At 70.8% G+C, this 25,552-nt stretch carries 27 protein-coding genes and 1 pseudogene; 13 read left to right on the top strand and 15 right to left on the bottom strand.

What is annotated here, in order from left to right:
• Positions 1-153: 153 nt before the first annotated feature.
• On the top strand, positions 154-1,470 hold the full coding sequence (locus BLU84_RS03795) for an MFS transporter (protein ID WP_233431053.1): 1,317 nt from the start codon (positions 154-156) through the stop codon (positions 1,468-1,470).
• An 18-nt stretch (positions 1,471-1,488) separates the two neighbouring features.
• On the opposite strand, the gene BLU84_RS03790 is transcribed toward BLU84_RS03795, so the two are convergent.
• The 3 genes from BLU84_RS03790 to ubiH all read right to left on the bottom strand — a co-directional run bounded on the left by BLU84_RS03790 (position 1,489) and on the right by ubiH (position 4,509).
• A complete protein-coding gene (locus BLU84_RS03790; RefSeq protein WP_074863024.1) occupies positions 1,489-1,782 on the bottom strand; it encodes a hypothetical protein in 294 nt (97 codons plus the stop codon).
• A gap of 217 nt (positions 1,783-1,999) precedes the next feature.
• On the bottom strand, positions 2,000-3,199 hold the full coding sequence (locus BLU84_RS03785) for an FAD-dependent oxidoreductase (RefSeq protein WP_074863022.1): 1,200 nt from the start codon (positions 3,197-3,199) through the stop codon (positions 2,000-2,002).
• Entirely contained in the window at positions 3,196-4,509 is a 1,314-nt protein-coding gene (ubiH, locus tag BLU84_RS03780; protein ID WP_074863332.1) for a 2-octaprenyl-6-methoxyphenyl hydroxylase, read from the bottom strand. The genes BLU84_RS03785 and ubiH overlap by 4 nt, the downstream gene beginning before the upstream one ends.
• Positions 4,510-4,805: 296 nt before the next feature.
• On the opposite strand from ubiH, the gene BLU84_RS03775 reads away from it, so the two are divergent.
• The 3 genes from BLU84_RS03775 to BLU84_RS03765 are packed head-to-tail and all read left to right on the top strand — an operon-like array spanning position 4,806 to position 6,895.
• Positions 4,806-5,396, top strand: a complete 591-nt coding sequence (locus BLU84_RS03775; RefSeq protein WP_074863020.1) for a hypothetical protein — start codon at positions 4,806-4,808, stop codon at positions 5,394-5,396.
• A 25-nt stretch (positions 5,397-5,421) separates the two neighbouring features.
• The gene (locus BLU84_RS03770) at positions 5,422-5,976 is read left to right on the top strand and encodes a cob(I)yrinic acid a,c-diamide adenosyltransferase (protein WP_074863016.1); all 555 of its coding nucleotides are present in this window, start codon (positions 5,422-5,424) and stop codon (positions 5,974-5,976) included.
• A gap of 4 nt (positions 5,977-5,980) precedes the next feature.
• Positions 5,981-6,895, top strand: a complete 915-nt coding sequence (locus tag BLU84_RS03765; protein WP_074863014.1) for a histone deacetylase family protein — start codon at positions 5,981-5,983, stop codon at positions 6,893-6,895.
• A 138-nt stretch (positions 6,896-7,033) separates the two neighbouring features.
• On the opposite strand, the gene msrB is transcribed toward BLU84_RS03765, so the two are convergent.
• Positions 7,034-7,462: a peptide-methionine (R)-S-oxide reductase MsrB gene (gene msrB, locus BLU84_RS03760; protein ID WP_074863012.1), complete on the bottom strand. Its 429-nt coding sequence runs from the start codon at positions 7,460-7,462 to the stop codon at positions 7,034-7,036.
• Positions 7,463-7,637: 175 nt separating this feature from the next.
• Between msrB and lptD the strand changes: the two genes are divergently transcribed.
• From lptD to BLU84_RS03720, 8 genes are all read left to right on the top strand, one after another.
• On the top strand, positions 7,638-10,211 hold the full coding sequence (gene lptD / locus BLU84_RS03755) for an LPS assembly protein LptD (protein WP_074863010.1): 2,574 nt from the start codon (positions 7,638-7,640) through the stop codon (positions 10,209-10,211).
• Positions 10,208-11,569 carry a peptidylprolyl isomerase gene (locus tag BLU84_RS03750; protein ID WP_074863007.1) on the top strand — a complete coding sequence of 454 codons (1,362 nt, stop codon included), beginning with the start codon at positions 10,208-10,210 and terminating at the stop codon, positions 11,567-11,569. The genes lptD and BLU84_RS03750 overlap by 4 nt, the downstream gene beginning before the upstream one ends.
• A 1-nt stretch (position 11,570) precedes the next feature.
• Positions 11,571-12,578 (top strand): 4-hydroxythreonine-4-phosphate dehydrogenase PdxA, encoded by a 1,008-nt coding sequence (pdxA, locus tag BLU84_RS03745; protein ID WP_074863005.1) that lies wholly within the window; start codon positions 11,571-11,573, stop codon positions 12,576-12,578.
• Positions 12,575-13,420 carry a 16S rRNA (adenine(1518)-N(6)/adenine(1519)-N(6))-dimethyltransferase RsmA gene (rsmA, locus tag BLU84_RS03740; RefSeq protein WP_074863003.1) on the top strand — a complete coding sequence of 282 codons (846 nt, stop codon included), beginning with the start codon at positions 12,575-12,577 and terminating at the stop codon, positions 13,418-13,420. The genes pdxA and rsmA overlap by 4 nt, the downstream gene beginning before the upstream one ends.
• Positions 13,421-13,568: 148 nt before the next feature.
• Positions 13,569-13,952 carry a Co2+/Mg2+ efflux protein ApaG gene (gene apaG / locus BLU84_RS03735; RefSeq protein ID WP_074863001.1) on the top strand — a complete coding sequence of 128 codons (384 nt, stop codon included), beginning with the start codon at positions 13,569-13,571 and terminating at the stop codon, positions 13,950-13,952.
• A gap of 13 nt (positions 13,953-13,965) precedes the next feature.
• Positions 13,966-14,832, top strand: coding sequence for a symmetrical bis(5'-nucleosyl)-tetraphosphatase (locus BLU84_RS03730; RefSeq protein ID WP_083382285.1), 867 nt, complete (start codon positions 13,966-13,968; stop codon positions 14,830-14,832).
• Positions 14,833-14,908: 76 nt separating this feature from the next.
• Positions 14,909-15,580, top strand: coding sequence for a DUF1287 domain-containing protein (locus BLU84_RS03725; RefSeq protein ID WP_233431052.1), 672 nt, complete (start codon positions 14,909-14,911; stop codon positions 15,578-15,580).
• A complete protein-coding gene (locus tag BLU84_RS03720) occupies positions 15,577-16,233 on the top strand; it encodes a hypothetical protein (protein ID WP_074862997.1) in 657 nt (218 codons plus the stop codon). Before BLU84_RS03725 ends, BLU84_RS03720 begins: the two co-directional genes overlap by 4 nt.
• A gap of 21 nt (positions 16,234-16,254) precedes the next feature.
• Here BLU84_RS03720 and BLU84_RS03715 read toward each other — a convergent pair whose 3' ends face one another.
• From BLU84_RS03715 to BLU84_RS03670, 9 genes are all read right to left on the bottom strand, one after another.
• A complete protein-coding gene (locus BLU84_RS03715) occupies positions 16,255-16,782 on the bottom strand; it encodes a dihydrofolate reductase (protein WP_139174604.1) in 528 nt (175 codons plus the stop codon).
• The gene (locus tag BLU84_RS03710; protein WP_139174602.1) at positions 16,779-17,384 is read right to left on the bottom strand and encodes a YqhG/Tai3 family protein; all 606 of its coding nucleotides are present in this window, start codon (positions 17,382-17,384) and stop codon (positions 16,779-16,781) included. The genes BLU84_RS03715 and BLU84_RS03710 overlap by 4 nt, the downstream gene beginning before the upstream one ends.
• A gap of 68 nt (positions 17,385-17,452) precedes the next feature.
• Positions 17,453-18,247: a thymidylate synthase gene (locus BLU84_RS03705; protein ID WP_074862993.1), complete on the bottom strand. Its 795-nt coding sequence runs from the start codon at positions 18,245-18,247 to the stop codon at positions 17,453-17,455.
• Between the two features lie 3 nt (positions 18,248-18,250).
• Positions 18,251-19,144, bottom strand: coding sequence for a prolipoprotein diacylglyceryl transferase (gene lgt / locus BLU84_RS03700; RefSeq protein ID WP_074862992.1), 894 nt, complete (start codon positions 19,142-19,144; stop codon positions 18,251-18,253).
• A gap of 358 nt (positions 19,145-19,502) precedes the next feature.
• Entirely contained in the window at positions 19,503-19,997 is a 495-nt protein-coding gene (locus BLU84_RS03690; RefSeq protein ID WP_074862987.1) for a TPM domain-containing protein, read from the bottom strand.
• On the bottom strand, positions 19,997-20,881 hold the full coding sequence (locus BLU84_RS03685; protein WP_425479320.1) for a TPM domain-containing protein: 885 nt from the start codon (positions 20,879-20,881) through the stop codon (positions 19,997-19,999). The genes BLU84_RS03690 and BLU84_RS03685 overlap by 1 nt, the downstream gene beginning before the upstream one ends.
• Before the next feature lie 11 nt (positions 20,882-20,892).
• On the bottom strand, positions 20,893-22,266 hold the full coding sequence (locus BLU84_RS03680; protein ID WP_074862982.1) for a TPM domain-containing protein: 1,374 nt from the start codon (positions 22,264-22,266) through the stop codon (positions 20,893-20,895).
• A complete protein-coding gene (locus BLU84_RS03675; protein ID WP_083382284.1) occupies positions 22,266-23,288 on the bottom strand; it encodes a TPM domain-containing protein in 1,023 nt (340 codons plus the stop codon). Before BLU84_RS03675 ends, BLU84_RS03680 begins: the two co-directional genes overlap by 1 nt.
• A 10-nt stretch (positions 23,289-23,298) precedes the next feature.
• The gene (locus BLU84_RS03670) at positions 23,299-23,928 is read right to left on the bottom strand and encodes a LemA family protein (protein ID WP_074862979.1); all 630 of its coding nucleotides are present in this window, start codon (positions 23,926-23,928) and stop codon (positions 23,299-23,301) included.
• A 130-nt stretch (positions 23,929-24,058) separates the two neighbouring features.
• On the opposite strand from BLU84_RS03670, the pseudogene BLU84_RS28210 reads away from it, so the two are divergent.
• Positions 24,059-24,163 (top strand): annotated as a pseudogene (locus BLU84_RS28210) (DUF6053 domain-containing protein); the annotation flags it as partial.
• Positions 24,164-24,256: 93 nt separating this feature from the next.
• Here the strand turns inward: BLU84_RS28210 and BLU84_RS03665 are convergent.
• Together BLU84_RS03665 and BLU84_RS03660 are read right to left on the bottom strand one after the other, a co-directional pair.
• Positions 24,257-25,000, bottom strand: coding sequence for a TerC family protein (locus BLU84_RS03665; protein ID WP_233431051.1), 744 nt, complete (start codon positions 24,998-25,000; stop codon positions 24,257-24,259).
• Positions 25,001-25,130: 130 nt separating this feature from the next.
• Positions 25,131-25,526, bottom strand: coding sequence for a diacylglycerol kinase (locus BLU84_RS03660; protein WP_074862975.1), 396 nt, complete (start codon positions 25,524-25,526; stop codon positions 25,131-25,133).
• Positions 25,527-25,552: the final 26 nt, after the last annotated feature.

Here is a 25,552-nt window from a genome sequence, read left to right as displayed (position 1 = left end):
TGCTGCAGGGTTTCTAGCACCGCCTCGGCGCGGCCCGCACTACTACTTTAGGCTGTGTTCCGCCGCATCCCGGTTGTGCGCGCGCGCAGTTGCGGCATAGTGCGATGCCAGTCCCGCCCGAGCCCGCCGCCGCCCATGAATTCGCCGCAGTCGATGAATTCCCCCGCCCTCGCCGCAACGCCCGCGGGCGCCGCGCCGCTGAACCGCAAGGACGCGCGCACGCTGTTGCTCTCGGCGCTGGGCGGCGCGCTGGAGTTCTACGATTTCGTGATCTTCGTCTTCCTGACCGAGACCCTGCGCAAGCTGTTCTTCCCGGTCGGCACGCCCGAGTGGCTGGGCACGCTGCAGGTCTACGGCATCTTCGCCGCCGGTTATCTGGTGCGGCCGATCGGCGGGGTGATCATGGCCCACTTCGGCGACCGCTCCGGGCGCAAGCGCATGTTCACCCTGAGCGTGTTCCTGATGGCGCTGCCGACGCTGTTCATCGGCCTGCTGCCGACCTATGCGCAGATCGGCCTGGCCGCGCCGTTGTTGCTGTTGTTCCTGCGCATCGTCCAGGGCATCGCCATCGGCGGCGAAGTGCCGGGCGCGTGGACCTTCGTCGCCGAACACGCGCCGCGCGGCCGGGTCGGCTTCGCCTGCGCCTCGCTCTCGGCCGGGCTTACCGCCGGCATCTTGATCGGCTCGCTGATCTCCACCGCGATCAACACCTTGCTGGCTCCGGCGCAGGTGCTGGACTGGGGCTGGCGGGTGCCGTTCCTGATCGGCGGCGTGTTCGGCTTCCTTGCCGTGTACCTGCGCCGCTGGCTCAGCGAGACGCCGGTGTTCACCGCGATGCGCGAAAGCCGGCAACTGGTGCAGGAACTGCCGCTCAAGCAGGTGCTGCGCGAACACCGCGCCGGCGTGGTGCTGTCGATGCTGGTGACCTGGCTGCTGACCGCGGCGATCGTGGTGATCATCCTGATGACGCCGACCATCGTGCAGCAGAAGTTCGGCATGGCGCCTGCGCACGCCTTCCTCGGCAACAGCCTGGCCGCGTTCTGCCTGACCCTGAGCGCGGTCGGCGGCGGCTGGCTGGTCGACCGCATCGGCCGCGGCCGCGCCTTGTTGATCGGTTCGCTCGGCGTGTTGGTCAGCAGCTTCGCGCTGTATTACGACTTGAACCATGGCGCGCACAACTTCCTGCTGCTGTACGCGCTGGCCGGCGTGTTCGTCGGCGTGGTCGGGGTGATCCCGGCGGTGATGGTGGCCGCGTTCCCGGCGCCGGTGCGGTTCTCGGGATTGTCGTTTTCCTACAACGTCGCCTACGCGGTGTTCGGCGCGGCCACGCCGCCGCTGATCGGCGGTTATCTGGCGCCGCATTTCGGCGGCATGGCGCCGGCGTACTACGTGATGGCGGTGGCGCTGGTCGGGGTGGCGGTGTCGGTGTATCTGCTGACCAACACCCGCCAGCGGTTCCACGAAGACTGAGCGCGCCGCGGGCGCGGCTCAGCAAACCATCACGAAGTAGACGCCGAAAATCCACAGCCCGGCGATCCAGCACCCCAGCATCGCCACGCACGCCACCAGGATCCAGGCCGCGCGCGCCCATCCGCCGCGGCCGAGCGCCCAGCGCGCAGCGACCACCGGCAAGGCCAGCCCGAGCAGCACGAACAGCGCCAGCACGGCCAGGCCCAGCGCCCAGAACGCGGTGGATTTTTCGCCGAACTCCGGCGGGCATTGGGTCGTGGCCAACGCCAGCGTCGGCCACAGCGCGCAGGCGAGCGCTGCGCAGCGCTTCATATGGCTTTCTCAGGGAAGGCAGGAGCAACAGCAAAATGGATTCCGGCTTTCGCCGGAATGACGGTGCACTGGAAGCGTTTCACCGCATGCAACAGACGCAACCTCCCAACCGTCATTCCGGCGAAAGCCGGAACCCATTTCGACTTTGCCGTTGCCTGCGCTGTGAGCGCCGCGACACGACTCGCGAACCGATGCGGGCCGCGAAAGCACCCCCGCATCACACGCCCGCCGCGCGCCGCCAGAAGAAATGCGCCAACGGCGGCAGCTTGCCGGCCAATCCCAGCAGTGGCCCGCGCAGCAGGGTCGCGGCGAAGTCGTCGTTGGAGAACAGCTTGTTCAAGCCGTCGAAACCGTAGGCGGCCAAAGCGTTCTCGCTGCGGCGCTCGCGCGCCCAGCGCTCCAGCCGGTGCGGCGAGCCGGGGTCGGCGCCGCGACGCTGCGCCTGCTGCAGGCTCGCACGCAGCCCGGCGACATCGCGCAAGCCGAGGTTGACGCCCTGCCCGGCCAGCGGATGCACCACGTGCGCGGCATCGCCGATCACCGCCACGCGCCCGGACACATAACGCTGCGCCAACTGCCGGCGCAGCGGAAACGCCGCGCGCTGCGACACGCCGGTGAGCGCGCCCAGGCGCCCGGCGAAGGCGCGTTCGAGTTCGATCAGGAACGCGCCGTCGTCGGCGGCGAGCAAACGCTCGGCCTCGGCGTCCGGCAAGGTCCACACGATGGAGCTGCGCTTGTCGCGCGCGCCGTCCTCGCCCAGCGTGGGCAGGAACGCGATCGGCCCGCCCGGCAGGAAACGCTGCCAACAGGTCGCTTCGTGGCTGCGTTCGCTGTCGACATACGCGACCAGGCCGCGCTGGCCGTAATCGTGCGCCGGCGCGTCGATGCCGGCGAGGCGGCGCAATTTGGATTCGGCGCCGTCGGCCGCGACCACCAGCCGCGCGCGCAGGCGGCGGCCGCCGGCCAGGGCGACGCCGACGCTGTCGGCCTGGTCGCGTTCCAGCCCTTCGACCTGCTCCGGGCAATGCAGTTGCACGCCGGCCGGGGCCAACGCCGACCACAGCCGGTCGACCAGCAAGCCGTTTTCGACGATCCAGCCCAGCTCGCGACGGCCGAACGCGTCGGCATCGAAGGCGATCTCGCCGCCGCCGGCCGCGTCCCACACCCGCATCGCGCGATAGGGCTGCGCGCGCGCCTCGCGCACCGAGCTCCACACGCCCAGGTCCTGCAGCAGCGCGGCGTTGTCGGGCGCGAACGCGTACACGCGCAGGTCCGGACGCTGCGGCGACCACGGCGCCGGCTCGCGCGCTTCGACCAGGGCCACCTCGAATCCGTCGCGGGCGAACGCCAGCGCCGCGGCCGCGCCGACCACGCCGGCGCCGACGACCACCACATCGAGAATCTCGCGCCGGCTCATGCGCGGCCTCCGCGGCGGCCGCTGGCGGCGTCGTCGAATCCGGCGGCGCCGGCGCGATCGTTGCGGCACAGCGCCGGCACGTCGCCGCGATAGCCCATCGCGCCGCCGACCAAAAACGACTGCGCACTGGCCAAACGATCGAACGCGAACAACCCAAGGCTGCGCAACGGCCGCATCAACTCGGTCTCGTTCGAGGCCAGCCGCGCCAGCCCGTCGGAGAAGCCCACGGTGCGTTCGCGGTCTTCCCGGCGCCGCTCCAGATAGCGCGCCAGCAACGCTTCGCTGCCGCAGTCGGCGTCGCCGGCGCTGCGCTGCTGCTCGATCAGTTCGGCCAGGGTCATCGCATCGCGCAGGCCGAGGTTGAAGCCTTGCGCGCCGATCGGATGGATGGTCTGGGCGGCGTTGCCGACCAGCACCGCGCGCGCCGCGACGGTGCGCTGCGCCAGCACCCGGATCGCCGGATACAGGCTGCGCGCGCCGCAGGCCAGCAACCGCCCGGCGCGCCAGCCGAACGCGTCCTGCGCGCGCGCCAGGAAGCCGGCCTCGTCGAGCGCGGCAACCGCGTCGGCCTCGGCCGTGGCGACGCCGTGGATCAAACCGTAATGGCGGTCGCCGCGCGGCAGCAGCGCGGTCGGGCCGTCGCGGCCCAGGCGCTCGTAGGCGGTGCCGTCGGGCGTGCGCTCGCCGCGCACGCGCGCGACGAACAAGGTCTGGCCGTAATCGTGTTGCTCGCTGCCGATGCCGAGCGCGTCGCGCACGCCGCTGCGGGTGCCGTCGGCGGCGACCAACAGCCGGGTGCGCAGGATCCGCTCACCGGCGCCGTCGGCCACGCGCACCGCGCGCCAGCCCTCGTCGCCGTCGGCCAGGCCGACGAAGCGCACCGGCCGATAGCGCAGCAGCCGCGGCAGTTCGGCCAGCCGCGCCTCCAGCGCTTCGCCGAAATCGCGCGCCACCACCACCCGGCCGAATTCCTCGCGGCCGTAGCGCTGGGCTTCCAGCACGGTGCGGCCGAAATCGCCGCGGCGGCTGATGTGGATGCGCCGGATCGGCCCGGTCGGCGCGCGCAACTTGGCCAGCACGCCGAGCGCGTCGAGGGCGTTGAGGGTGGCTTCGGCGAAGCTGAGGTTGCGTTCGTCGAACACCGCCGGCAGCGCGCCGGGCGGAGCGGCTTCGATCAGGCCCACGTCGAGGCCGATACGGTCCAAAGCGATGGCGAGACTGGCGCCGACCAAGCCGCCGCCGACGATCAGGACATCGTGGCTGGCGTGGATCTGCGCGCCGGAGGAGTGCGGCGTAGCGTCGGAAGTCATGGCGTTCATGATACTGGCGCGTTCGCTAAGCGTGCGTTCGCGGTTGTCGCAGCGTGGCGACCGGGTAGAAGAGCGTCGGGCCTGAAGGCCCTCCCACAAGTGCCCAGGCTTCGGCTGCCTGTGGCAGCGCCCGTGCGGGAGAGGCTTGCCTTTGCGGGAGGGCCTTCAGGCCCGACGCTGTTCGGCCAGCCCCACTGAATCAATCACTTAGGCCAAAACCGCGACCCAGGCGGCACATCCGCCCCGAGCTTCTTTAGAATGGCCGCATCGACGCGCCCGCGTCCGGAGCCAGATCCATGAAGCCGAACACCCGCAACAGCCTGATCCTCGCCCTGCTGGCCGTGTTGATGGTCGCCACCCGCGTCAATCATTGGGCGCCGATCCCCGACGCCTCGTGGGCGGTGTTCTTCATCGGCGGCTTCTATCTGCGCAGCTGGACCCGCTGGGCGTTCCCGGCGCTGATGGCGCTGGCGGTGCTGATCGATTACGCGGTCATCAGCCGCATGGGCATCAGCTTCTGGGACCACTACTGCGTCTCGGCCGCGTACTGGTTCCTGATCCCGGCGTACTTCGCGATGTGGGCCGGCGGCCTGTTCGTGGCGCGCAACTACAAGCGCCGCTGGAGCACCCTGGGCGTCGCCGCGGTCGCGATGGTGGCGTCGGTGGCGGTGTGCCAGTTGCTGAGCCAGGGCAGCTTCTACTGGATCTCCGCCTCGGTGCCGAACCCGACCGTCGCCGGCTGGGCCGCCAATTACTTCGAATGGCTGCTGCCGTACCTGCGCACCACCGCCACCTACGTCGGCATCGCCGCGCTGGTCCAGGCGATCGCCGCCGGCGCGAGCAAGACCGCGCTGGACGCGCGCTCCGACGACGCGCGCAAGCGCTGATCGCCGCAGCGCACGGGTCGACGCGATGGGCAACCGCCTCTCCAAGATCTACACCCGCACCGGCGACGACGGCTCCACCGGCCTGGGCGACGGCAGCCGCACCGGCAAGGATTCGGCCCGCGTCGGCGCCTACGGCACGGTGGACGAAGCCAATTCGACCATCGGCCTGATCCTCGCCGCCGAACTGCCGCACGACGTGCGCGAGCAACTGGTGTCGATCCAGCACCAGATGTTCGACCTCGGCGCCGAGCTGTGCATTCCCGGGCACGCAGCGATCTTCGCCGCCGACATCGACCGGCTGGAACAGTGGCTCGACGCGCACAACGAGGACCTGCCGCCGCTCAAGGAGTTCATCCTCCCGGCCGGCGGCGAGGCCGCGGCGCGCTGCCACATCGCCCGCACCGTGGTCCGCCGCGCCGAGCGCGAGACCGTCGCGCTGGCGCGCAGCGAAGACATCCGGCCCGAGGCGGTGCGCTATCTCAACCGCCTGTCCGACCTGTTGTTCGTGATCGCCCGCGTGCTGGCCCGCGCCGGCGGCCACGGCGAGGTCACCTGGAACCACGAGCGGCGCAAGGCCTGACGGCGTGCGCGTCTACACGCATCCGGCCTGCACGCGCCACGACCCGGGTCCGGGCCATGCCGAGCGGCCGCTGCGTCTGGTCGCGGTGACCGAATCGCTGCGCGAAGCCTTCCCCGACCGCCTGCGCTGGTGCGAAGCGCCGGCCGCGAGCCGCGGCCAACTGCTGCGCGCGCATTCCGACGAATTGCTGGCGCTGGTGCTGGACACGCCGGTCGACGGCCCCGTCCAGCTCGATCCCGACACCGTGCTCGCGCCGGGCTCGGCCGAGGCCGCGCTGCGCGCCGCCGGCGCCGGCGTGGCGGCGGTGGACGCGGTGCTCAAGGGCGAGGAAACCCGGGTCTTCTGCGCGGTGCGCCCGCCCGGCCACCACGCCACCGTGCACGCGGCGATGGGCTTTTGCCTGTTCAACAACATCGCTGTCGCCGCCGCCCACGCCTGCGACAAGCACGGCCTGGCGCGGGTCGCGGTGATCGACTTCGACGTCCACCACGGCAACGGCACCCAGGCCATCTTCGACAACGATCCGCGGGTGATGTACGTGTCCTCGCACCAGATGCCGCTGTACCCGGACACCGGGTATGCGCACGAACGCGGCGTCGGCAACATCGTCAACGCGCCGCTGCCGCCGGGCACCGGCAGCGAGGGCTTCCGCCGGGTCTGGCGCGAGCGTCTGCTGCCGACCCTCGACGGCTTCCGCCCGCAACTGGTGCTGATCTCGGCCGGCTTCGACGCGCACAAGCGCGACCCGCTGGCGCAGATCGACCTGGACGGCGAGGACTTCGCCTGGCTCACCGCCGAACTGGTCGCCCTGGCCGAGCGCCACGCCCAGGGCCGGGTGGTGTCGATGCTGGAAGGCGGCTACGACCTCGCCGCGCTGCGCGAGAGCGCGGTGGCCCACGTCGGCGCGATGCTGGCCTGAGAGCCATATCGCCTGAGCGGGCCGAAGCCCCTGTAGGAGCGGCGCGAGCCGCGACCGCGGGGTAGCCAGTCGCGTCGCAAGCGCAGTGTCGCGGTCGCGGCTTGCGCCGCTCCTACAGGAAGCTACGGCCGCCGTGGATCAGCCTTCGGGCTTGGCCTCGAACTCCAGCGACGCCGAATTGATGCAGTAACGCAACCCGGTGGGTCGCGGCCCGTCCGGAAAGACGTGCCCCAGGTGCGACCGGCAACGCGCACATTTGACTTCGATCCGGCGCATTCCGTGACTCTCGTCGGCATGCTCGGCGACCGCGTCGGGGTGGATCGGCTGGTAGTAGCTCGGCCAGCCGCTGCCCGAGTCGTACTTGGTGTCCGAGCCGAACAAAGGCTCGCCGCAGGCGACGCAGGTGTAGGTACCGGCCTCCTTGTGGTTCCAGAAGCGGCCGGTGAAAGCGCGCTCGGTGGCCGAGCAGCGGCACACGGCGTACTGCTCCGGCGACAGCTGCTCGCGCCATTCAGCTTCGGTCTTCTCGACCGGGACGGCGGGGTCGGGGCTGGGGTGCTGGCTCATGGTCTCCTCCGGGGTGGGCGGCGCCACGTTGCCGGCACGATCGGCAGGGATTCCCGGCCGGACCGGCGAAAGTTGCAAGATGAACGCCGTTGACTCCCAGATGGCGCTCGCGTTGCCCGCTTGCAAGGGATGGGGCAAGCTAACCGCCGTTTTTCAACGTCTGCCGGATGCTCGCGTGCGCAAACCCCTCCGCTTGCTCCCGTTGTCGCTCTGCATCGCCATCGCCCTGCCCGCGTACGCGGCGGACGACAACGAGAATTGGGGGCTGTGCCCGCTGATCGACGCGGTCCCGTCCTTCGACGACGCCCCCGCCCCGAGCGGCACCGCCGACCAGCGCGCCAGCCAGCCCACCGCCATCGACGGCGGCACCCTGCAGCGCGCCGGCGACGACCAGAACATCGTCGTCCAGGACAACGTCCGCCTCAGCCGCGGCGACCAGTTCCTGGGCACCGACAAGCTCAGCTACAACCAGGAATCGGGCAAGTACACCGCCGAGGGCCACGTCCGCTACCAGGACTCGAGCATGCGCCTGGTCGCCGAGCACGCCGAGGGCGACCAGAACGCCGACAAGCACCAGATCGACGACGTCGAATACCAGCTGACCTCGCGCCGCGGCAACGGCGGCGCCGAGCGGATCGAGCTCAACGGCGTCAAGGGCTCGCTGCTGAGCTCGACCTATTCGACCTGCGCGCCGAACCAGCGCGCCTGGGAACTGCGCGCCCACCGCATCGACATCGACACCGACGAAGGCATGGGCGTGGCGCGCAACGCGACCCTGCGCATCGGCAAGGTGCCGGTGCTGTACGTGCCGTGGTTCATGTTCCCGGTCGACGACCGCCGCCGCACCGGCCTGCTGTATCCGAACATCGGCTTCTCCGGCAAGAACGGCTTCGACTGGCGCCAGCCGATCTACCTCAACCTGGCGCCGAACTACGACGCGACCTTGTTCCCGCGCTACATGAGCAAGCGCGGCGAGAGCCTGGGCGTGGAGTTCCGCTGGCTGTACGAGAACGGCTCGGGCGAGACCTACGTCAACTGGATGCCGCGCGACGACCTCTCGCGCAAGGATCCGGACCGCTACAGCTACTACATCCGCGAAGGCAATCCGGTGCTCAAGCCGGGCGAGCCGATCCCGCTGCTGCCCGAAAACCAGCGCCCGCGCGACAACCGCGGCGAGTTCGCGTTCAAGGGCAGCCACCGCTTCAACGGCACCTGGTACGCCGCCGCCAACCTGGCCTGGGTCAGCGACAAGTACTACCTGCAGGACTTCAGCAACAGCCTGTACGGCCAGTCGGCCACCTCGCTGCGCAGCGAGGTCGGCGTGTACGGCCGCGGCCGCTACTGGGACGCGAGCTTCATCGCCGACCACAACCAGCTGGCCGACTTCACCCTGCAGGAAAACTCGCTGGCCTACGACCGCCTGCCGCGCGCGACCTTCCATTGGGCGCAGCCGATGCAGCGCTGGCTGGAGACCGGCGTGGACACCGAGGCGGTGCGCTTCCAGCACTCGGACATGAAGTTCATCAGCAACGATCCCACGCCAGGCATTCCGGCCAACCTGCGCCGCGAGATCCCGGGCGGCAGCCGCTTCGACATCCGTCCCTACGTGAGCTTCCCGCTGGAAGGCGCGGCCTGGTACATCCGGCCCAAGCTGGCCTGGCGCTACACCGCCTACGACCTGGACGCCAACCTCGCCCAGCAGATCGCCACCCAGCGCGCGATCACCGAGTTCAAGACCAACACCCCGAGCGAAGAGCAGATCCGCTCGTTCTACAACAAGTCGCCCAGCCGCAGCCTGCCGATCACCTCGATCGACGCCGGCCTGTATTTCGACCGCGAGACCGAAATCCGCGGCGATCACTACGTGCACACCCTGGAGCCGCGCGTGTTCTACCTGCGCGCGCCCTACCGCGACCAGGACGGCTTGCCGCTGTTCGACACCAGCCCGATGTCGTTCAGCTGGGGCGCGCTGTTCCGCGACAACCGCTATTCCGGCGCCGACCGCCAGACCGACGCCAACCAGCTCACCACCGCACTGACCACCCGCCTGATCAACTCCGAGGACGGCCGCGAGCGGCTGGCCGCGAGCATCGGCCAGATCCAGTACTTCGACGACATCCGCGTGGTCGCCGGCGCCGAGACCCCGATCAAGCAGGGCAAGTCGGCCTGGGTCGCCGACGTCAGCGTCTCGCCGACCGACCGCTGGACCATCAACGCGACCTACCAGTGGGATCCGCGCCTGCGCAGCGAGGACGTCGCCACCCTGCGCGCGCGCTACCTGTTCGGCAACGCCGGCGTGGTCAACTTCGCCTACCGCTACCGCCGCAACCTGGCCGCGCCGCCGGGCTCGCCGAGCGACATCGCCGATCAGTATGAGCAGGCCGACGTCTCCTTCCTGTACCCGATCAACAACAACTGGAGCATCGTCGGCCGCTACTACTACTCGATCAAGGACAGCCGTCCGCTCGAGCAGATCGCCGGCGTGCAGTGGGAAAGCTGCTGCCTGGCGGTGCGCGCGATCGCCCGCCGCTACCAGCGCAACCGCTCCGAAGACCTGAACAGCTCGTTTCAGGTGGAGTTCGAACTCAAGGGTCTAGGCTCGGCGGGCCAGAACACGGAGAAGGTTTTGCGCCGTGCTATTCTCGGCTACAACCGCGACGACCTCTATTTGACGCCTCCTTCGCCTTCGATCAGCCGCGAAAATCGCGGTCCCGGCGGCGACGAGGCCATCCTCGACCCGACCCTATGAACAATCGTTTTGTCCGTGCCCTGACCGCTGGCGTCCTGGCCGGCGGCCTGCTGATCGGCGTCGCCCAGGCCCAGGAGCTGCAGCCGATCGACCGGATCGCTGCGGTCGTGGACGAGGACGTCATCCTCAAGACCGAGCTCGACCGCGCGGTCGCCAACATCCTGGGCCAGTACGCCGGCCGCAGCGAACAGCTGCCGCCGCGCGACGTGCTCGAGCGCCAGGTGCTCGAGCGCCTGATCCTGCTCAAGCTGCAGGTCGCCCAGGCCCAGGGTACCGGCGTGCGCGTGACCGACCAGGAGATCGAGCAGGCCATCGCCGGCATCGCCCAGTCCAACCGCATCAGCGTCGACCAGCTGCGCCAGCAGCTGGCCCGCGACGGCAGCTCGTTCGCCGACTTCCGCAATTCGATCCGCGACGAACTGCTGGTGCAGCGCCTGCGCCAGCGCTTCGCCCAGACCCGGGTCTCGGTCAGCGACGCCGAAATCGATGCCGCCCTGGCCGCCCAGGCCAACACCGGCACCCAGTACCACCTGGCCCACATCCTGATTTCGCTGCCCGAAGGCGCCACGGCCGAGCAGATCGCCACCGCGCAGAAGAAGGTCGACGGCGTCAAGACGCTGATCGACAAGCGCGAGATGGACTTCAATGCCGCCGCGGTGCGCTATTCCGACAGCCCCAACGCGCTGGAAGGCGGCGACCTGGGCTGGCGCAGCACCGACGAAATCCCGGCCGCGTTCGCCGAGCTGATGAAGTCGATGAAGGCCGGCGACGTCACCCAGCCGCTGCGCGGCCCGAGCGGCTTCCAGCTGCTCAAGCTGGTCGAGGTGCGCGACGCCTCCAAGGCCGGCCCGCAGATGGTCACCCAGTACCACGCCCGCCACATCCTGGTGCGCGTCAGCGACAAGATCACCGAAGCCCAGGCCAAGGCCAAGGCCGAGACCCTGCGCGCGCGCATCGCCGGCGGCGCCAAGTTCGAGGACGTGGTCAAGGAAAGCTCCGAAGACCTGGGCACCCAGGCCAAGGGCGGCGATCTGGGCTGGTTCACCCGCGACGAATTCGGTCCCGAGTTCGGCGGCGCGGTCGGCGCCCTGGCCGACAACGAAGTCTCGCAGCCGGTCCACACCAGCGCGGGCTACCACATCGTCCAGCGGTTGGGCACGCGCGAAAGCGACATGGCCGACCAGAGCAAGCGCGCCCAGGTCCAGGAGACCATCGGCCGGCGCAAGCTGGAAGAAGAGTGGAACCGCTTCCTGCGCGAGAAGCGCAGCGAGGCCTATGTCGACTTCCGCGTCGGCAAGGGCTCGGAAAGCAACCAGCCGGGTACCGAAACCACGCTGCCGCCCGCCAAGGGCGGCTGACGTGACCCCGCCCCGGCTCGCGCTGGTGCCGGGCGAGCCGGCCGGCGTCGGGCCGGAGCTGTGCGTGCGGCTGCTGCAACAGCCGCGCGACTACGACCTGATCTGCTACGCCGACCCGCGCAGCCTGCGCGCCGCGGCCGACGCCCTCGCCCTGCCCTTGACCCTGCTTCCGCCCGACCGCCCTTCGCGCGCGCCGGGCGAGATCGCCGTGGTCGAAATCCGCAACCCCGCGCCCCCGGCCTTCGGCACGCCCGAGCCGGCCAACGCCGCGGCGGTGATCCAGGCCCTCACCGACGCCGCCCAGGCCTGCCTGGACGGGCGCCTGGACGGGGTGATCACCGGCCCGGTGCACAAGGCGGTCATCAACCAAGGCGGCATCGCCTACACCGGCACCACCGAGCTGCTGGCCCAGCAGGCCGGCTGCGAGGTGGTGATGATGCTGGCCAACGACATCGTCCGGGTCGCCCTGGCCACCACCCACCTGCCGCTGCGCGCGGTCGCCGATGCGATCGCGCCCGAGCCGCTGGCGCGGACCCTGCGCATCGTCGAGGCCGCCCTGCGCGGCGACTTCGGCCTGCAGCGCCCGCGCATCGCCGTGCTCGGCCTCAACCCCCACGCCGGCGAAGCCGGGCACCTGGGGATGGAGGAGATCGAGGTGATCGAGCCGGTCCTAGCCGCGCTGCGCGGCGAGGGGCTGGACCTGATCGGCCCGCTGCCGGCCGACACCGCGTTCCTGCCGGCCAAGCTGCAAGGCTTCGACGCGGTGCTCGCGATGTACCACGACCAGGGCCTGCCGGTGCTCAAATACAGCGGTTTCGAGCGCGCGGTGAACCTGACCCTGGGCCTGCCCTACCCGCGCGTGGCGGTCGACCACGGCACCGCCCTGGACCTGGCCGGGCGCGGCCTGGCCGACCCGTCCAGCCTGATCGCCGCAGCCGACACCTGCGCCCGCATCGCCCGGACGCGTTCGTCCCGCACTTCCCGTACCCCGCCCGGAGGCTCGCCATGACCGGCACCGCCAAGACCCACGCCAAGGGCTTCAAGCCCGAGGCCAAGAAGCATCTGGGCCAGCACTTCCTGCACGACGCCAACATCATCGCGATGATCGTGCAGGCGGTGGACCCCAAGCCAGGCGACCGTCTGGTCGAAATCGGCCCCGGCCAGGGCGCGATCACCTTCCCCCTGCTCGACCGCCACGGCGAGCTGACCGTGATCGAGTTCGACCGCGACCTGATCTTCCCGCTCACCGAGTCGGCGCGTTCGCACGGCACGCTGGAAGTGATCCATCGCGACGTGCTCACCGTCGATTTCGGCGCCCTGGCGCACAACGGCGGGCCGATCCGGCTGGTCGGCAACCTGCCCTACAACCTGTCCTCGCCGATCCTGTTCCATGCGCTGGAGCACGCCGCGGCGATCCGCGACATGCACTTCATGCTGCAGAAGGAAGTCGTCGACCGCATGGCCGCCGAACCCGGCAGCAAGGTCTACGGCCGGCTCAGCGTGATGCTGCAGGCCTACTGCCAGGTGATCGCATTGTTCGACGTGCCGCCGGCGGCGTTCCGGCCGCCGCCGAAGGTCGATTCGGCGGTGGTGCGGATGATCCCGCTGGCGCCCGAACGCATCGGCATCGACGACCACGCGCTGTTCGCGCGCGTGGTCCGCGACGCCTTCGGCCAGCGCCGCAAGACCTTGCGCAACGCGCTTTCGCTGGTCTGCGACGGCGCCTCGATCGAAGCCGCGGGCCTGCGTCCCGACGCGCGCGCCGAGCAGTTGCAGGTGGCCGAATTCGTGCGTCTGGCCAACTGGCTGCGCGCGCACGACAAGGTGCTGCCGGATCCTTCCGCGAGCTGATCGCAGCGCATCAAACCGCTGCCGGCGCGGCCGCCCGCCGACGCCTGCGACCACGATCCCAGCCGCTGCGCCCGGGGCGTTTTGCCCCTCCCCGCGTTATAGCGGGAACTCATTCCCGCTTCATCCCCGCTTTGCTTAAACTGCCGCCATGAACCGCCCCACCGAATACGTCTTCGACATCGACGTGGCCACCCGTTACCTGGACGATCAATCCGCTCCGGAGCAGGACCGCTACGTGTTCGCCTACACCATCCACATCCGCAACGCCGGCACCGTTCCCGCGCGCCTGATCGCGCGCCACTGGGTGATCACCGACGCCAACGGCAAGGTGCAGGAAGTGCGCGGCGACGGCGTGGTCGGCGAGCAGCCGTGGCTGCGTCCGGGCGACGATTACGAATACACCTCCGGCGCGGTGCTGGAAACCAGCCTGGGCACGATGGAAGGCAGCTACGCGATGGTGGCCGACGACGGCACCCGTTTCGATGCGCCGGTTCCGTCGTTCACCCTGACCGTGCCGCGCACGCTGCACTGAGCGCGGACGGCACATGAGCGTTTGGGCAATCGGCGACCTGCAAGGCTGTTACGACGCCACCCAGCGACTGCTGGAGCGGCTCAACTTCGACCCCGCGCAGGACCGGCTGTGGTTCTGTGGCGACCTGGTCAACCGCGGCGGGCAATCCCTGGAAACACTGCGTCTGGTCCACTCGCTGCGCGAGCACAGCGTGGTGGTGCTGGGCAATCACGACCTGTCGCTGCTGGCGATCGGCCAGCGCACCGAGGAAGAGAAGCGCAAGGTCAATCCCGACCTGCAGCGCATCGTCCTGGCCGAGGACGGCGAGTCGCTGCTGGACTGGCTGCGCATGCAGAAGCTCGTCCACGTCGACCGCACGCTCGGCTGGATGATGGTGCACGCCGGGCTGGCGCCGCGCTGGACCCCGGCGATGGCCGAGCGCCACGCGCGCGAGGTCGAGGAGCGCCTGCACGGCGATCAGTACCGGCGCCTGCTCAAGAACATGTACGGCGACCGCCCGGCCTGGAATCCCAAGCTGGCCGGCATCGACCGCCATCGCGCGATCATCAACATCTTCACCCGCCTGCGCTATTGCACGCCGCGCGGCCGCATCGCCTTCGAGGACAAGGGCAGCCCGGGCACCCAGCCGGTCGGCCTGTACCCCTGGTACGAGGTGCCGGGCCGGGTCGAGCGCGATCTCAAGATCGTGTGCGGGCACTGGTCCACGCTGGGCTTGTTCATCGGCCACGGCGTGCACGCCATCGACACCGGCGCGGTCTGGGGCGGCAAGCTCACCGCGCTGCAGCTGGACACCGACGAGCTGCGTCTGGTCCAGGTGCCCGGCCGCGACGTGCCGGCGCATCCGCCGCGGCCCAGGCCGCCGCGCCCGCCGGCGAGCTGAGCGGACGATGCGCCTGCGCCACGGATGGCCGCGACCGCAGCCCGGGCCGATGCTTCGCGCATCGGCCGGCCGGTTCTTGCCGCGACTGCTTCGCTTCGCGCTGCCGCTGCTCGCCGCGCTGCTGGCCGCCTGCTCGCAATCCGCCGCGCCGCCGGCCGAGCCTTCCACTACCAGCCGCGTATGGCCGGCGCCTTCGGCCGAACCCGCCCAGCCCTCGCCGCCCCTGGTCGCCGCCGCGCGCGCGCAGGTCGGCGTGGTGCGTTTGTACGACCCGGCTTATGTGCAACTGAGCTATCCCGGCGGCGACGTCGCGCCCGACCGCGGCGTGTGCACCGACGTGGTGATCCGCGCGCTGCGCGTGCAGGGCCTGGACCTGCAACGCAGCGTGCACGAAGACATGCGCGCCAACTTCGCCGCGTACCCGGCGCTGTGGCGGGCGACGGCGACCGACCGCAGCATCGACCACCGCCGCGTGCCCAACCTGCGCCGCTGGTTCGAGCGCCAGGGCTGGTCGCAACCGGTCAGCGCCGACGCCGCCGACTACCGCGCCGGCGACGTGGTGACCTGGGATCTCGGCCGCGGCCAGACCCACATCGGCATCGTCTCCGACCGCCGCTCCTGGGACCGGCGCCGGCCGCTGATCCTGCACAACATCGCGCGCGGGACGCAGGAGGAAGACGTGCTGTTCGCCTACACCGTCACCGGACGCTATCGGCCGCAGCTGCCGCCGGCGGTCGCGCAGCGATGAAGCCGACCGAGACACCGCCGCCGCAGACGCCGGCCGAGCCGCCGCCCGGCACCGGCGGCCCCAACCGCCGGCTCGCCGCCGAGATCGACGCGCGCGAGTACCGCCGGCATCGGCCCGACCTGATGCTGCTGATGGGTTGCGCCGTCATCGGCGTGCTGGTTCTGGTGCAGATCGTGCGCACCCACCTCGACACGTCGGACGCGGCCGCCAAGGCCGAGGCGGAACGCAGAGCGGCGGTGGACGATAGCGCCGCGCCGGCTGCGAGCGCTGGCACCCACGCGGCTGCGTCGGTCATGGACCGCGTATTCGAAGCCACGCTCGCCGACCTCAAGGCGCGCAGCGCCTCGGACGTTGAGGCGCAGCGGCAGACCGTCGCCTATCGCGCGATGCTGGCCGCCACCATCGCCAAGGCCCAGCTCGCGCTCGATATCGACGCGTTCGAATGCGGGCCGCGCCTGTGCATGGGCTCGGTGCGCGGCGACGCCAGCGCCTACGCGGCGCTGCACGCCGCACTCGCGAGCGCGTCGCCGCTGCCCATCTACGCCCTCACTGATCAGCCCGGCGCGCGCGAGCGCGCCGACGGCCCGCATCGCTTCATGTTCTCGATCGAGGCGAGCGCCGGCGAAACCGGCGCGCCTGCGCCCAAGCCCTGAGCGCCGCCGCCTGCGGCAGACTCAGTCCATGCCCAGGCGAACGTAGTCCACGTACTCGAAGTCGAACTCGTTGCGTTCGTCGGCGCGGTGCGATTCGCGCGCGGTCTCGCGCCATTCGGCGGCATCGAAGCGCGGGAAGAACGCATCGGCGCCCTCGACCACGGTGTCGACCCGGGTCAGGTACAGCCGCGTCGCCGACGGCAGGCACAGCGCATAGATCTCGCCGCCGCCGATCACGCACAGCTCGGCGGCGCCGTCGGCCGCGGCCAACTCCAGCGCCTGCTCGGTCGAGCCCACCGCCTCCATGCCGGCGAACGGCACCGCGCCCGAACGCGTCAGCACCAGATTGCGCCGCCCCGGCAGCGCGCGGCCGAGCGACTGCGCGGTCTTGCGGCCCATCAACAGCGGCTTGCCCAGGGTCAGCGCCTTGAAGCGTTTGAGGTCGTCGGACAAACGCCACGGCAGCGCGTTGTCGCGGCCGATGGCGTGATGGCGGTCGAGCGCGGCGATCAGGCTCAGACGCGGCGCGGCGGGGGTCGGTGCGGTCATCGGAAAGCCTCTTCGAGAACTAGCGAAAGCCGTGCGTTGCCGCCGGCGCCTGCGGTGTCGAACTCGATGTCGTCGAGTTTCCAGGCGCCATCCTCGCGGCGCATCAGCGCGCGGTCGTGCCGCTGCCGCGCGGGATCGGGCTCGGCGACGACGGTCAAGGCGATGTCGATGCGCGCGCGGTCGCCGGCGAGCGCCTCGGCGGCGCCCGGCGCGAAGCCGACGAGGTTTTCGTCCTGGAACGCGCTGCTGAAGACGTCGTCTTCGATCAGCGGCGGCTTGTCGCCGGGATGTTCGGCGATGAAGCGGTCCTGCAGACGCAGCGCTTTTTGCAGGCGTGCGCGCAACGCGCGGGTCAGCAATGGCTCGCACGCGGCCAGGCGCGGACCTTGCGGCAGGCCGGCCGCGCTGCCGTCGGCATAGGCGCGCATATGCAGGCGATAGAACGCGGACACCGCTTCGATCGCCTCCACGGGAACGCGCGCATCGGCGGCGACGGCGGCGTGCGCGCGCGCCGGTTCGGGCGCGGCCGTATGCACGCAAGCGACCGTCGCCAGCAACGCCATCGCGAGCCCAACCACAGCGAGCCGACGATAGTGCGGCATGCGCGCTCCATGCGGCCCGGCGGCGCCGGCGCCGTTCGATCCCCGACCGCCGCGCGCGGCGGCGGCGTTCACACCGCCACCGGCGCCTTGATCGCGGGCGCGGGATCGTAGCCCTCGATGGCGATATCGTCGTAGCCGAACGCGAACAGATCGCTCACATCCGGATTGAGCCTCAGCGTCGGCAGCGCGCGCGGTTCGCGCGCGAGCTGCTCGCGCGCCTGCTCGAAGTGATTCGAGTACAGATGCGCATCGCCCAGCGTGTGGACGAAATCGCCGACGCCCAGCCCGCACACCTGCGCGATCATGTGGGTCAGCAGCGCGTAGCTGGCGATGTTGAACGGCACGCCGAGGAAGATGTCGCCGCTGCGCTGGTAAAGCTGGCAGCTGAGCTTGCCGTCGACCACGTAGAACTGGAACAGCGCGTGGCAGGGCATCAGCGCCATCTTCGGCAGGTCGGCGACGTTCCAGGCGCTGACGATCAGCCGGCGCGAATCGGGATTGCGCTTGATCTCGTCCACCACCCAGCGGATCTGGTCGATCTCGCCGCCCGCGCCGTCGGCCCAGCGCCGCCACTGGTGGCCGTAGACCGGGCCGAGGTCGCCGTTGGCGTCGGCCCATTCGTCCCAGATGCCGACCTTGTTCGCTTTCAGGTAGGCGATGTTGGTGTCGCCCTGCAGGAACCACAGCAGCTCGTGCACGATCGAGCGCAGGTGCAGCTTCTTGGTGGTGACCAGCGGGAAGCCCTGGTTCAAGTCGAAGCGCATCTGCCAGCCGAACACGCTGCGCGTGCCGGTGCCGGTGCGGTCCGATTTCTCCGCGCCGTGTTCGAGCACATGGCGCAGCAGGTCGAGGTATTGGCGCATCGCTCAGCCCTTGGCCGGCTCGGCCGCCGGCAGTTGCGGTTGCAGGGTCGGCGAGCGCGTGGACAGCCACAGCCAGAACAGGCCCAGCACGATCAGCGGCACGCTCAGCACCTGGCCCATGGTCAGCCAGCCGAAGGCGAGGTAGCCGTGGTCGCCGAGCTGCTGGTCGGGCACGCGCACGAATTCGACCAGGAAGCGGAAGCAGCCGTACAGCAGCGCGAACAGGCCCGAGACCGCATAGCGCGGGCGCGGCTTGCTGGAGAACCACCACAGCAGCACGAACATGGTCAGCCCTTCCAGCGCGGCCTGGTACAGCTGCGAGGGATGGCGGGCGTAGCGTTCCAGCGCGCCGGCGGCGAACTGGGTCTGCAGTTGCTGCGCGCTCCAGTTGGCGAACTCCGGCGCGCGCGGAAACACCACGCCCCAGCCGCCGTCGGTGAACTTGCCCCACAACTCGCCGCCGATGTAGTTGCCGAGCCGGCCGAAGCCCAGGCCCGGCGGCACCAGCGGGGCGATGAAGTCGAGGGTGTCGAAGAAGTGGGTGCGGTGGCTGCGCGACCACCACCACACTGCGGCGACCACGCCGAGCAGGCCGCCGTGGAAGCTCATGCCGCCTTCCCAGATGCGCAGCAGCATCAGCGGGTCGCGCAGCAGATCGGCGAAGCCGTAGAACAACACGTAGCCGATGCGGCCGCCGAGCACGACGCCGATCATGGCGTAGAACAGCAGGTCGCCGTAGGAGGCCTCGCTGACCCCGGGCAGGCGTCCGGCGCGGACCCGTTGCCGCCCCAGCCACCAGGCGGTGACGAAACCCAGCAGGTACATGATTCCGTACCAGTGGATTTGCAGCGGGCCGAGGGACAGCGCGATCGGATCGATCTGGTGCAGGATGATCATGCGACGAGACGGGCTCGGGGCAGCGGAGGACCGACGTATTGTGCCCCAGCGCGCCGGCGCGCAGGGTGCGGGTTGCGGCCGCTGGGCGCCGGGGGCGCACCGCGTTTCAGCTGCGCTTGGGCTTGCCTCGGCGACGCCGGGGCGGCGCTGTGCCGGCGCGGGGCGTGCGGTTGCCGAGGTGCGGCTTGCGAGCGGCGTGCTTGTCCGGGCCTGGCGACGCGGCGCCGACCGCGGCGACGTCGGTTAGAACGAGCTGTTGCGCGGCCGGCTGCCACAGGCGCGATGGCAGCAGGGCCCAGCGCGGCTGGACTGGCTCGTGCGGCATCGGCGGCGACGGCATCGGCCGCCCCGGAACCGGCTACAGCAGAACCGGCTCGTCGGGCAACTCGTTGCCGGCCGCATCGGCGCCGCCGGCCCGGCGCGGAAACGCCTCGGCCATGATCTGGTTCAAAGCGGCGATGCCGCCGAGCACGGCCGCCTCGGCCTCGCCGGCCGCCAGCGCCTGCTGGATGCCTTCGCACACCGCCTGCCAGCGCTCGTCGCCGACCCGCCGCGCGTAGCCGCGGTCGGCGACGATCTCGATGCGGTGATCGGCCAGCAACAGGTACAGCAGCACGCCGTTGTTGCCCGCGGTGTCCCACACCCCGAGCTGGGCGAACGCGGCGTGCGCGGCCTGGCGCGCGTCGCGCCCGGCGATGAGTTCGTTCCAGCCCAGCCGCGCCTCGACCGCGAAGCGCAGCTGGCCGCTGTGGTCGGCTTCGCCCACGGCGATGGCCTCGGCGATGCGGCGCAGGCTGGCTTCGGGGAACCGCCGCCGCGCCGACGCGGCGCACAGGTGCTTGAGGATGCGCATCACCAGCTCCCCGAGGCGCCGCCGCCTCCGCTCGAACCGCCGCCGCCGGACCAGCCGCCCCCACCACCGCCTCCACCGCCACCCCAGCCGCCGCCATAACCGCCCCAGCCGCCGCTGCCGGCGTAATGCCCGTCGCCGCGGCCGAACAGCGAGAAGAAGAAGCCGCAGGCCACCGCCAGCGCGACCAGGCCCCACGACATCGCCAGCAGCCAGGCGACCACGCCGGCGCCGACGCCACCGATCGCCCCGCGCAGCAGCGCCGGCACGCCGCCGAACACGCCGCGGATCAAGGCCGAGCCGATCATCGCCAACACCAGCACCATGACCCAGTTGCCGCCGTCCGCGCCGGCGCCCACGCCCTGCTCGCCGGCGCCCATCGGCTCGGGCAGCGGCTCGCCGTCGATCAGCCGGGTCAGCATCGCGGTGGCGTCGAGCAGGCCGCCGGCGTAGTCGCCGGTGCGGAACTTGGGCCCGATGTATTCCTGGATGATGCGGCCGGACTGCAGATCGGTGATCGCGCCCTCCAGCCCGTAGCCGACCTCGATGCGCACGCGCCGGTCGTCCTTGGCTACCACCAGCAGCACGCCGTCGTCGACGCCCTTGCGACCGAGCTTGAACTGCTCGAACGCGCGCACCGCGTAGGAGTCGATGTCCTCCGGTTGCGTGCTCGCCACCATCAGCACCTGCAACTGGCTGCCCTTGCGCTGCTGCAGCGCGCGCGCCTGCGCTTCCAGGGCCGCGCGCGCGGTCGCGTCGAGGGTGCCGGTAGTGTCGACCACCGGCGAATCCAGCGCCGGGATCGGCGCCGGCGCCTGGGCGAAGGCGGCCGCCGCCAGCAGCGACAGGCCCAGCGCCAGCAGCGCGCGCCAGCCGCGTGTTCGTATCGTGCGCAGGTTCACCATGATCCGCTCGCTCCGCCGCCACCGCTGCGGCCACCGCCGCCGGACCAGTCCGAGCCGTTGGATCCGCCCGAACCCATACCACCCGAATCCGAACGGGCCGGATCGCCCGAACGCGCCGCGCGTTCGCCATCGGCCGACACGCGCCGGCCGCCGGCCGTTACGCGCGAACGCGAACCGCCGCCCCAGCCTTCGCCGTTGAGCAGGAACACCAGCAACCACGCGAAGTAGCCGAACAGCCCGACGCCGAGCCAACCGGCAGCGCCCAGGCCGGCCAGGTCGCCGCCGCCGAGCCGCAGCAGCGCGCGCCAGCCGCACCAGGCCAGGCCCGCCAGCACCGCGACGCGCAGCGCGAACCCCAGCCGCCCGCTCTGCCAGGCGATCGCCGGCGGCGCGACCACGCCGACCATCAGCGGCGTGGCGAACAGCACCGCCACCATCGCAATGCCGATCTCGCCCGGCGCCGGCACGCCACGGCAGAACAGCGCCGCCAGCGCGACCGCGACGGCCAGCGCGACCGCAACCGCGCCGGCCAGGATGCGCAGCCAACGCCGCGGCCGCAGCGCCTGTCCGAGCGCGCCGCCGGCGAGGCCGCAGGCCAGCGCGAACACGATCCGGGTCGCCGACGGCCCGCCCCAGGTCGCCGCGGCCAGCGCGGGCGGCAGCAACGCCGCCGGCGCCGCCACGGCCAGCGGCCAGCCGCGCGCGTTCGCCTGCCAGCCCACGGCCAGGGCAAAGGCGAAACCGAGCACGCCGATGAGGTGGACCGGCCGCCACGTCGCCGCGCCGGACGCGGCGGACGCATAGGCATCCGGGTGCGGCGGCGGCAGCGGTTCTTGTTCGATCAGCGCGGCCAGCGCCGCGCTGGCGGCGTCGATGCCGGCGTCGTACTCGCCGCGCGCCAGCGCCGGCAGCAGGTAATCGGACAGCACGTCCTGCGCGGCCGCATCGGTAATCCGGCCTTCCAGTCCGTAGCCGACCTGGATGCGCGCACGGCGGTCCGCGCGCGCGACCACCAGCAGCACGCCGTCGTCGACGCCGGCGCGGCCGAGCGCCCACGCATCGAACGTGCGCTGCGCATAGGCGGCGATGTCTTCCGGCGCGGTGCTGGCCACGACCAACACCTGCAACTGCGCGCCGCTGCGTTCGCGCAGCTCGCGCGCTCGCATTTCCAGGCGCGCGCGGGTGGCGGGGTCGAGCGTGCCGGTGTCGTCGCGCACCGGCGAATCCAGCGCCGGCACCGGCGGCAACGCGGCCGGCGGCGTCTGCGCCCACAGCGGCCACGCGAGCGTCAGCAGGCATAGCAGCAGCGCGAGCGCGCCACCACGCCGGCGCGGCGCGAATCCGGACTGCAGGCGTGTGGCCGCCATCACCAGCGCCCCGACGCGCCGCCGCCGTCGCTGCTTCCGCCACCGCCGGAATAGCTGCTGGAACTGCTGGAGCTGGAGGATGAGGACGAGGACGAACGCCGGCGCCGGCGCTCGTCTTCGTCGTCCCAATGCGGACCGCCGCGGCGCGCGCTGCCGCTGGCGAACGCGCTGACCGCTGCGAACGCGGTGGTGATGTAGGTCAGCAGCGCCATCGGCATCCACCGGTTCCAGTCCAGGAGGTCCGGCGCCGCCTTCGGCGCGGTGAACACGTAGGCGGCCGCCGCCACCGCGGCGATCAGCGCGAGCCGGCCGAAGAACGCCATCGGCCCGCGCCGCCACGCCGCACGCATGCCGAACAAGGGGATCAGCGCGAACGGCGAGGCGATCAGGCCGGCGAACACCCACAGCGGCCACGGCACGCGTTCGCCTTCGGGCGCGGGCAACGGCGTGCCGTCGACCAGGCCGATCAACGCGTCGTAACCACGCTCCAGACCGCCGGCGTAGTCGCCGTCGCGGAACGCCGGGGCCAGGACTTCCTCGATGATCCGGCCGGCATCCTGATCGGAGATCGCCTCGTCCAGGCCGCGGCCGAGGTGGATGCGCATGCTGCGGTCGCGCTTGGCCACCACGATCAGCACGCCGTCGTCGACGCCCGCCCGGCCCGGCTGCCATTGCGCGAACACCCGGCCGGCGTAGGCGGCGATGTCTTCGCCGCCGGTGCTGTCGAGCATCAGCAACATCAGCTGCGCGCCTTTGCGCCGTTGCAGTTCCAGCGAGCGCTCGCTCAGGTGCGCGATCGCGGCGGCGTCGAGGCTGCCGGTGAGGTCGACCACCGGGCCGGTCAAGGTCGGCACCGGCACGCCCGCCGACGGCCCGGCTTCGGCCGGCGCCTGCGTCCCCTCGGCCGGCAGCGCCACCGTGACCGGCGCCGTCTCGCGCGCGGCCAGCGGCGCGGCGCACAGCCACAACGCCGCCAGCAGCGCCGCCCAGGGCCGCGAGGGTCGGCGCGAAACCGTGTTCATCGCCGCTCGATCAGGGTTGCTGCGGCGCCGGCGGTTGCGCCGCCGGCTGCTGCGGCGCGGGCTGGGCCGAGCCGAAGTCGACGGTCGGCGCCTGCTGGATCTGCGCTTCGTTCTCGACCGTGAAGTTGGGCTTGGTCGCGTAGCCGAACAGCTTGGCGGTGAGGTTGGTGGGGAACTGGCGGATGAAGGTGTTGTAGTCCTGCACCGCGCCGATGTAGCGCTGGCGCTCGACCGTGATCCGGTTCTCGGTGCCTTCCAGCTGCGTCTGCAGGTTCAGGAAGCTCTGGTCGGCCTTGAGCTGCGGGTAGTTCTCGCTGACCACCAGCAGCCGGCCGATGGCGCCGCGCAGCTCGCCCTGGGCCTGCTCGAACTGCTGCAGCGAGGCCTGGTCGTTGGCGTTGACGTTGATGCTGCCGACCTTGGCGCGCGCTTCGGTGACCTGGGTCAGCACCTGCTGCTCGTGGCTGGCGTAGCCCTTGACCGTGGCGACCAGGTTCGGCACCAGGTCGGCGCGGCGCTTGTAGACGTTGAGCACCTGCGACCAGGCCGCTTTCACGCCCTCGTCCTTCTGCTGGATGGTGTTGTAGCCGCAGCCGCTGAGCAGCACGGCCAGGGCGAGCACGATCAGGGGACGCAACATGGCGCGGCACTCCGGCGGGATGACGGCCGCATTGCAGCACCGGGCGCGAGGCGGCGCAATGGACGGCGCGTGATGAAGACGGGGCGGAACTCGACCGGATGCGTTTGTGGGAGGGACTGGCTGGACTTTTATGGAGGGGCTGGCTGGTGCTTTTGTGGGAGGGACTTCAGTCCCGATGCTGTTCGGTCCGTTCGCGGCGATCCGGCACAAAAGCGTCGGGACTGAAGTCCCTCCCACAAAAGCCGCCCCGTCGCAAAACGGTGGCGGCCAAAAACGAAAAGGCCGGCGATCGCTCGCCGGCCTTGGTTCGCTGCGCGGATGTCCGCGCTTACTCGGCGGTCAAGCGCTGCGCCGCGCGCTTCTTCGCCCACAGGTTCAAACACTCGACCAGCGCCGAGAAACCCATCGCCGCGTAGATGTAGCCCTTCGGCACATGGATGCCCAGGCCGTCGAGGATCAGGAACGCGCCGACCAGGACGATGAAGGCCAGCGCCAGCATCTTGATGGTCGGGTTGGAGTCGATGAATTGGCCCAGCGGACGCGCCGCCAGCAGCATCACGCCGACCGCCAGCAGGATCGCGGCGACCATCACCGGGGTGTGGCTGGCCATGCCGACCGCGGCGATCACCGAGTCCAGCGAGAACACGATGTCGATCACCGCGATCTGGGCGATGACCATCATGAACGACGCCGCCGGCTTGGTGTGGACGTCGTCGGAGTCTTCCTCGCCGACGATCAGGTCCTTGATCTCCATCGAGCCCTTCACCAGCAAGAATGCGCCGCCCAGGATCAGCACCAGGTCGCGGATCGAGATGCCGATGCCGGCGACGGTGAACAGATCGGCGGTCAGCCCGGCCAGCCAGGCCAGGGTCAGCAGCAGCGCGATGCGGGTGATGCAGGCCACCGCGATGCCGAACTTGCGCGCTTTCTCGCGTTGGTCGAACGGCAGCTTGCTGACCGCGATCGAGATGAAGACGAGGTTGTCGATACCCAGCACGATCTCGATCGCGCTCAGGGTGAACAAGGTGATCCAGACTTGCGGATCGGTCAGCATTTCCATCACGTGCGGCATACCTCTGAGTGTTATGGGTGTAGCGCCCGCGGCCTGGCCGCGAGCACGGGCGCGCCGAAACGGGCGGCCCGGGGCGGACGGCGCGGGGGCGCCGCCCTGACGATGCGCGTTGCGTTCCTTGCCGGGGCGATCAGCCCATCCAGTGCTGCCACAGGCGCGGGCCGAGGATCGCGGCCCACACCAGCAGCACGTTCATCAGCAGCACGAACACCGCCGCCGAGCCCATGTCCTTGGCGCGGCCGGCGAGTTCGTGGAATTCCGGGCCGTAGCGTTCGATCACCGCCTCGATCGCGGAGTTGAGCAGTTCCACGCTCAGCACCAGCAGGATCGAGCCGATCAGCAGCGAGCGCTCGACTCCGGTTTCGCCGAACCACCAGCCCAGCGGCGCCAGCACCAGGAACAGGCAGACCTCGAGCCGGAACGAGGACTCGTGCAGCCAGGCCGCGCGCAGGCCCTGCATGGACCAGGTCGCGGCCTTGAGGATGCGGCCGGGGCCGCGCGGCAAGTGTCCGTATTCGTCAGCCATGCCGGCGCACGCTCGCAGCGGAGGCG

The sequence above is a fragment of the Lysobacter enzymogenes genome (assembly GCF_900106525.1).
In the GTDB taxonomy this organism is placed as follows: domain Bacteria; phylum Pseudomonadota; class Gammaproteobacteria; order Xanthomonadales; family Xanthomonadaceae; genus Lysobacter; species Lysobacter enzymogenes.
This window is presented reverse-complemented; position numbering and strand designations above follow the sequence as displayed.

Excerpts from the sequence above, each read along its gene's own strand:
- BLU84_RS03770 (WP_074863016.1), top strand. The coding sequence starts at position 5,422 with ATGGGCAACCGCCTCTCCAAGATCTACACCCGCACCGGCGACGACGGC.
- BLU84_RS03775 (WP_074863020.1), top strand. The coding sequence starts at position 4,806 with ATGAAGCCGAACACCCGCAACAGCCTGATCCTCGCCCTGCTGGCCGTG.
- BLU84_RS03670 (WP_074862979.1), bottom strand. The coding sequence starts at position 23,928 with ATGTTGCGTCCCCTGATCGTGCTCGCCCTGGCCGTGCTGCTCAGCGGC.
- BLU84_RS03705 (WP_074862993.1), bottom strand. The coding sequence starts at position 18,247 with ATGCGCCAATACCTCGACCTGCTGCGCCATGTGCTCGAACACGGCGCG.
- BLU84_RS03690 (WP_074862987.1), bottom strand. The coding sequence starts at position 19,997 with ATGCGCATCCTCAAGCACCTGTGCGCCGCGTCGGCGCGGCGGCGGTTC.
- BLU84_RS03785 (WP_074863022.1), bottom strand. The coding sequence starts at position 3,199 with ATGAGCCGGCGCGAGATTCTCGATGTGGTGGTCGTCGGCGCCGGCGTG.
- BLU84_RS03660 (WP_074862975.1), bottom strand. The coding sequence starts at position 25,526 with ATGGCTGACGAATACGGACACTTGCCGCGCGGCCCCGGCCGCATCCTC.
- msrB (WP_074863012.1), bottom strand. The coding sequence starts at position 7,462 with ATGAGCCAGCACCCCAGCCCCGACCCCGCCGTCCCGGTCGAGAAGACC.
- BLU84_RS03720 (WP_074862997.1), top strand. The coding sequence starts at position 15,577 with ATGAAGCCGACCGAGACACCGCCGCCGCAGACGCCGGCCGAGCCGCCG.
- BLU84_RS03750 (WP_074863007.1), top strand. The coding sequence starts at position 10,208 with ATGAACAATCGTTTTGTCCGTGCCCTGACCGCTGGCGTCCTGGCCGGC.
- BLU84_RS03665 (WP_233431051.1), bottom strand. The coding sequence starts at position 25,000 with ATGCCGCACGTGATGGAAATGCTGACCGATCCGCAAGTCTGGATCACC.
- BLU84_RS03710 (WP_139174602.1), bottom strand. The coding sequence starts at position 17,384 with ATGCCGCACTATCGTCGGCTCGCTGTGGTTGGGCTCGCGATGGCGTTG.
- BLU84_RS03790 (WP_074863024.1), bottom strand. The coding sequence starts at position 1,782 with ATGAAGCGCTGCGCAGCGCTCGCCTGCGCGCTGTGGCCGACGCTGGCG.
- apaG (WP_074863001.1), top strand. The coding sequence starts at position 13,569 with ATGAACCGCCCCACCGAATACGTCTTCGACATCGACGTGGCCACCCGT.
- BLU84_RS03730 (WP_083382285.1), top strand. The coding sequence starts at position 13,966 with ATGAGCGTTTGGGCAATCGGCGACCTGCAAGGCTGTTACGACGCCACC.
- rsmA (WP_074863003.1), top strand. The coding sequence starts at position 12,575 with ATGACCGGCACCGCCAAGACCCACGCCAAGGGCTTCAAGCCCGAGGCC.
- BLU84_RS03680 (WP_074862982.1), bottom strand. The coding sequence starts at position 22,266 with ATGGCGGCCACACGCCTGCAGTCCGGATTCGCGCCGCGCCGGCGTGGT.
- lgt (WP_074862992.1), bottom strand. The coding sequence starts at position 19,144 with ATGATCATCCTGCACCAGATCGATCCGATCGCGCTGTCCCTCGGCCCG.
- BLU84_RS03795 (WP_233431053.1), top strand. The coding sequence starts at position 154 with ATGAATTCCCCCGCCCTCGCCGCAACGCCCGCGGGCGCCGCGCCGCTG.
- ubiH (WP_074863332.1), bottom strand. The coding sequence starts at position 4,509 with ATGACTTCCGACGCTACGCCGCACTCCTCCGGCGCGCAGATCCACGCC.
- BLU84_RS03675 (WP_083382284.1), bottom strand. The coding sequence starts at position 23,288 with ATGAACACGGTTTCGCGCCGACCCTCGCGGCCCTGGGCGGCGCTGCTG.
- BLU84_RS03715 (WP_139174604.1), bottom strand. The coding sequence starts at position 16,782 with ATGACCGCACCGACCCCCGCCGCGCCGCGTCTGAGCCTGATCGCCGCG.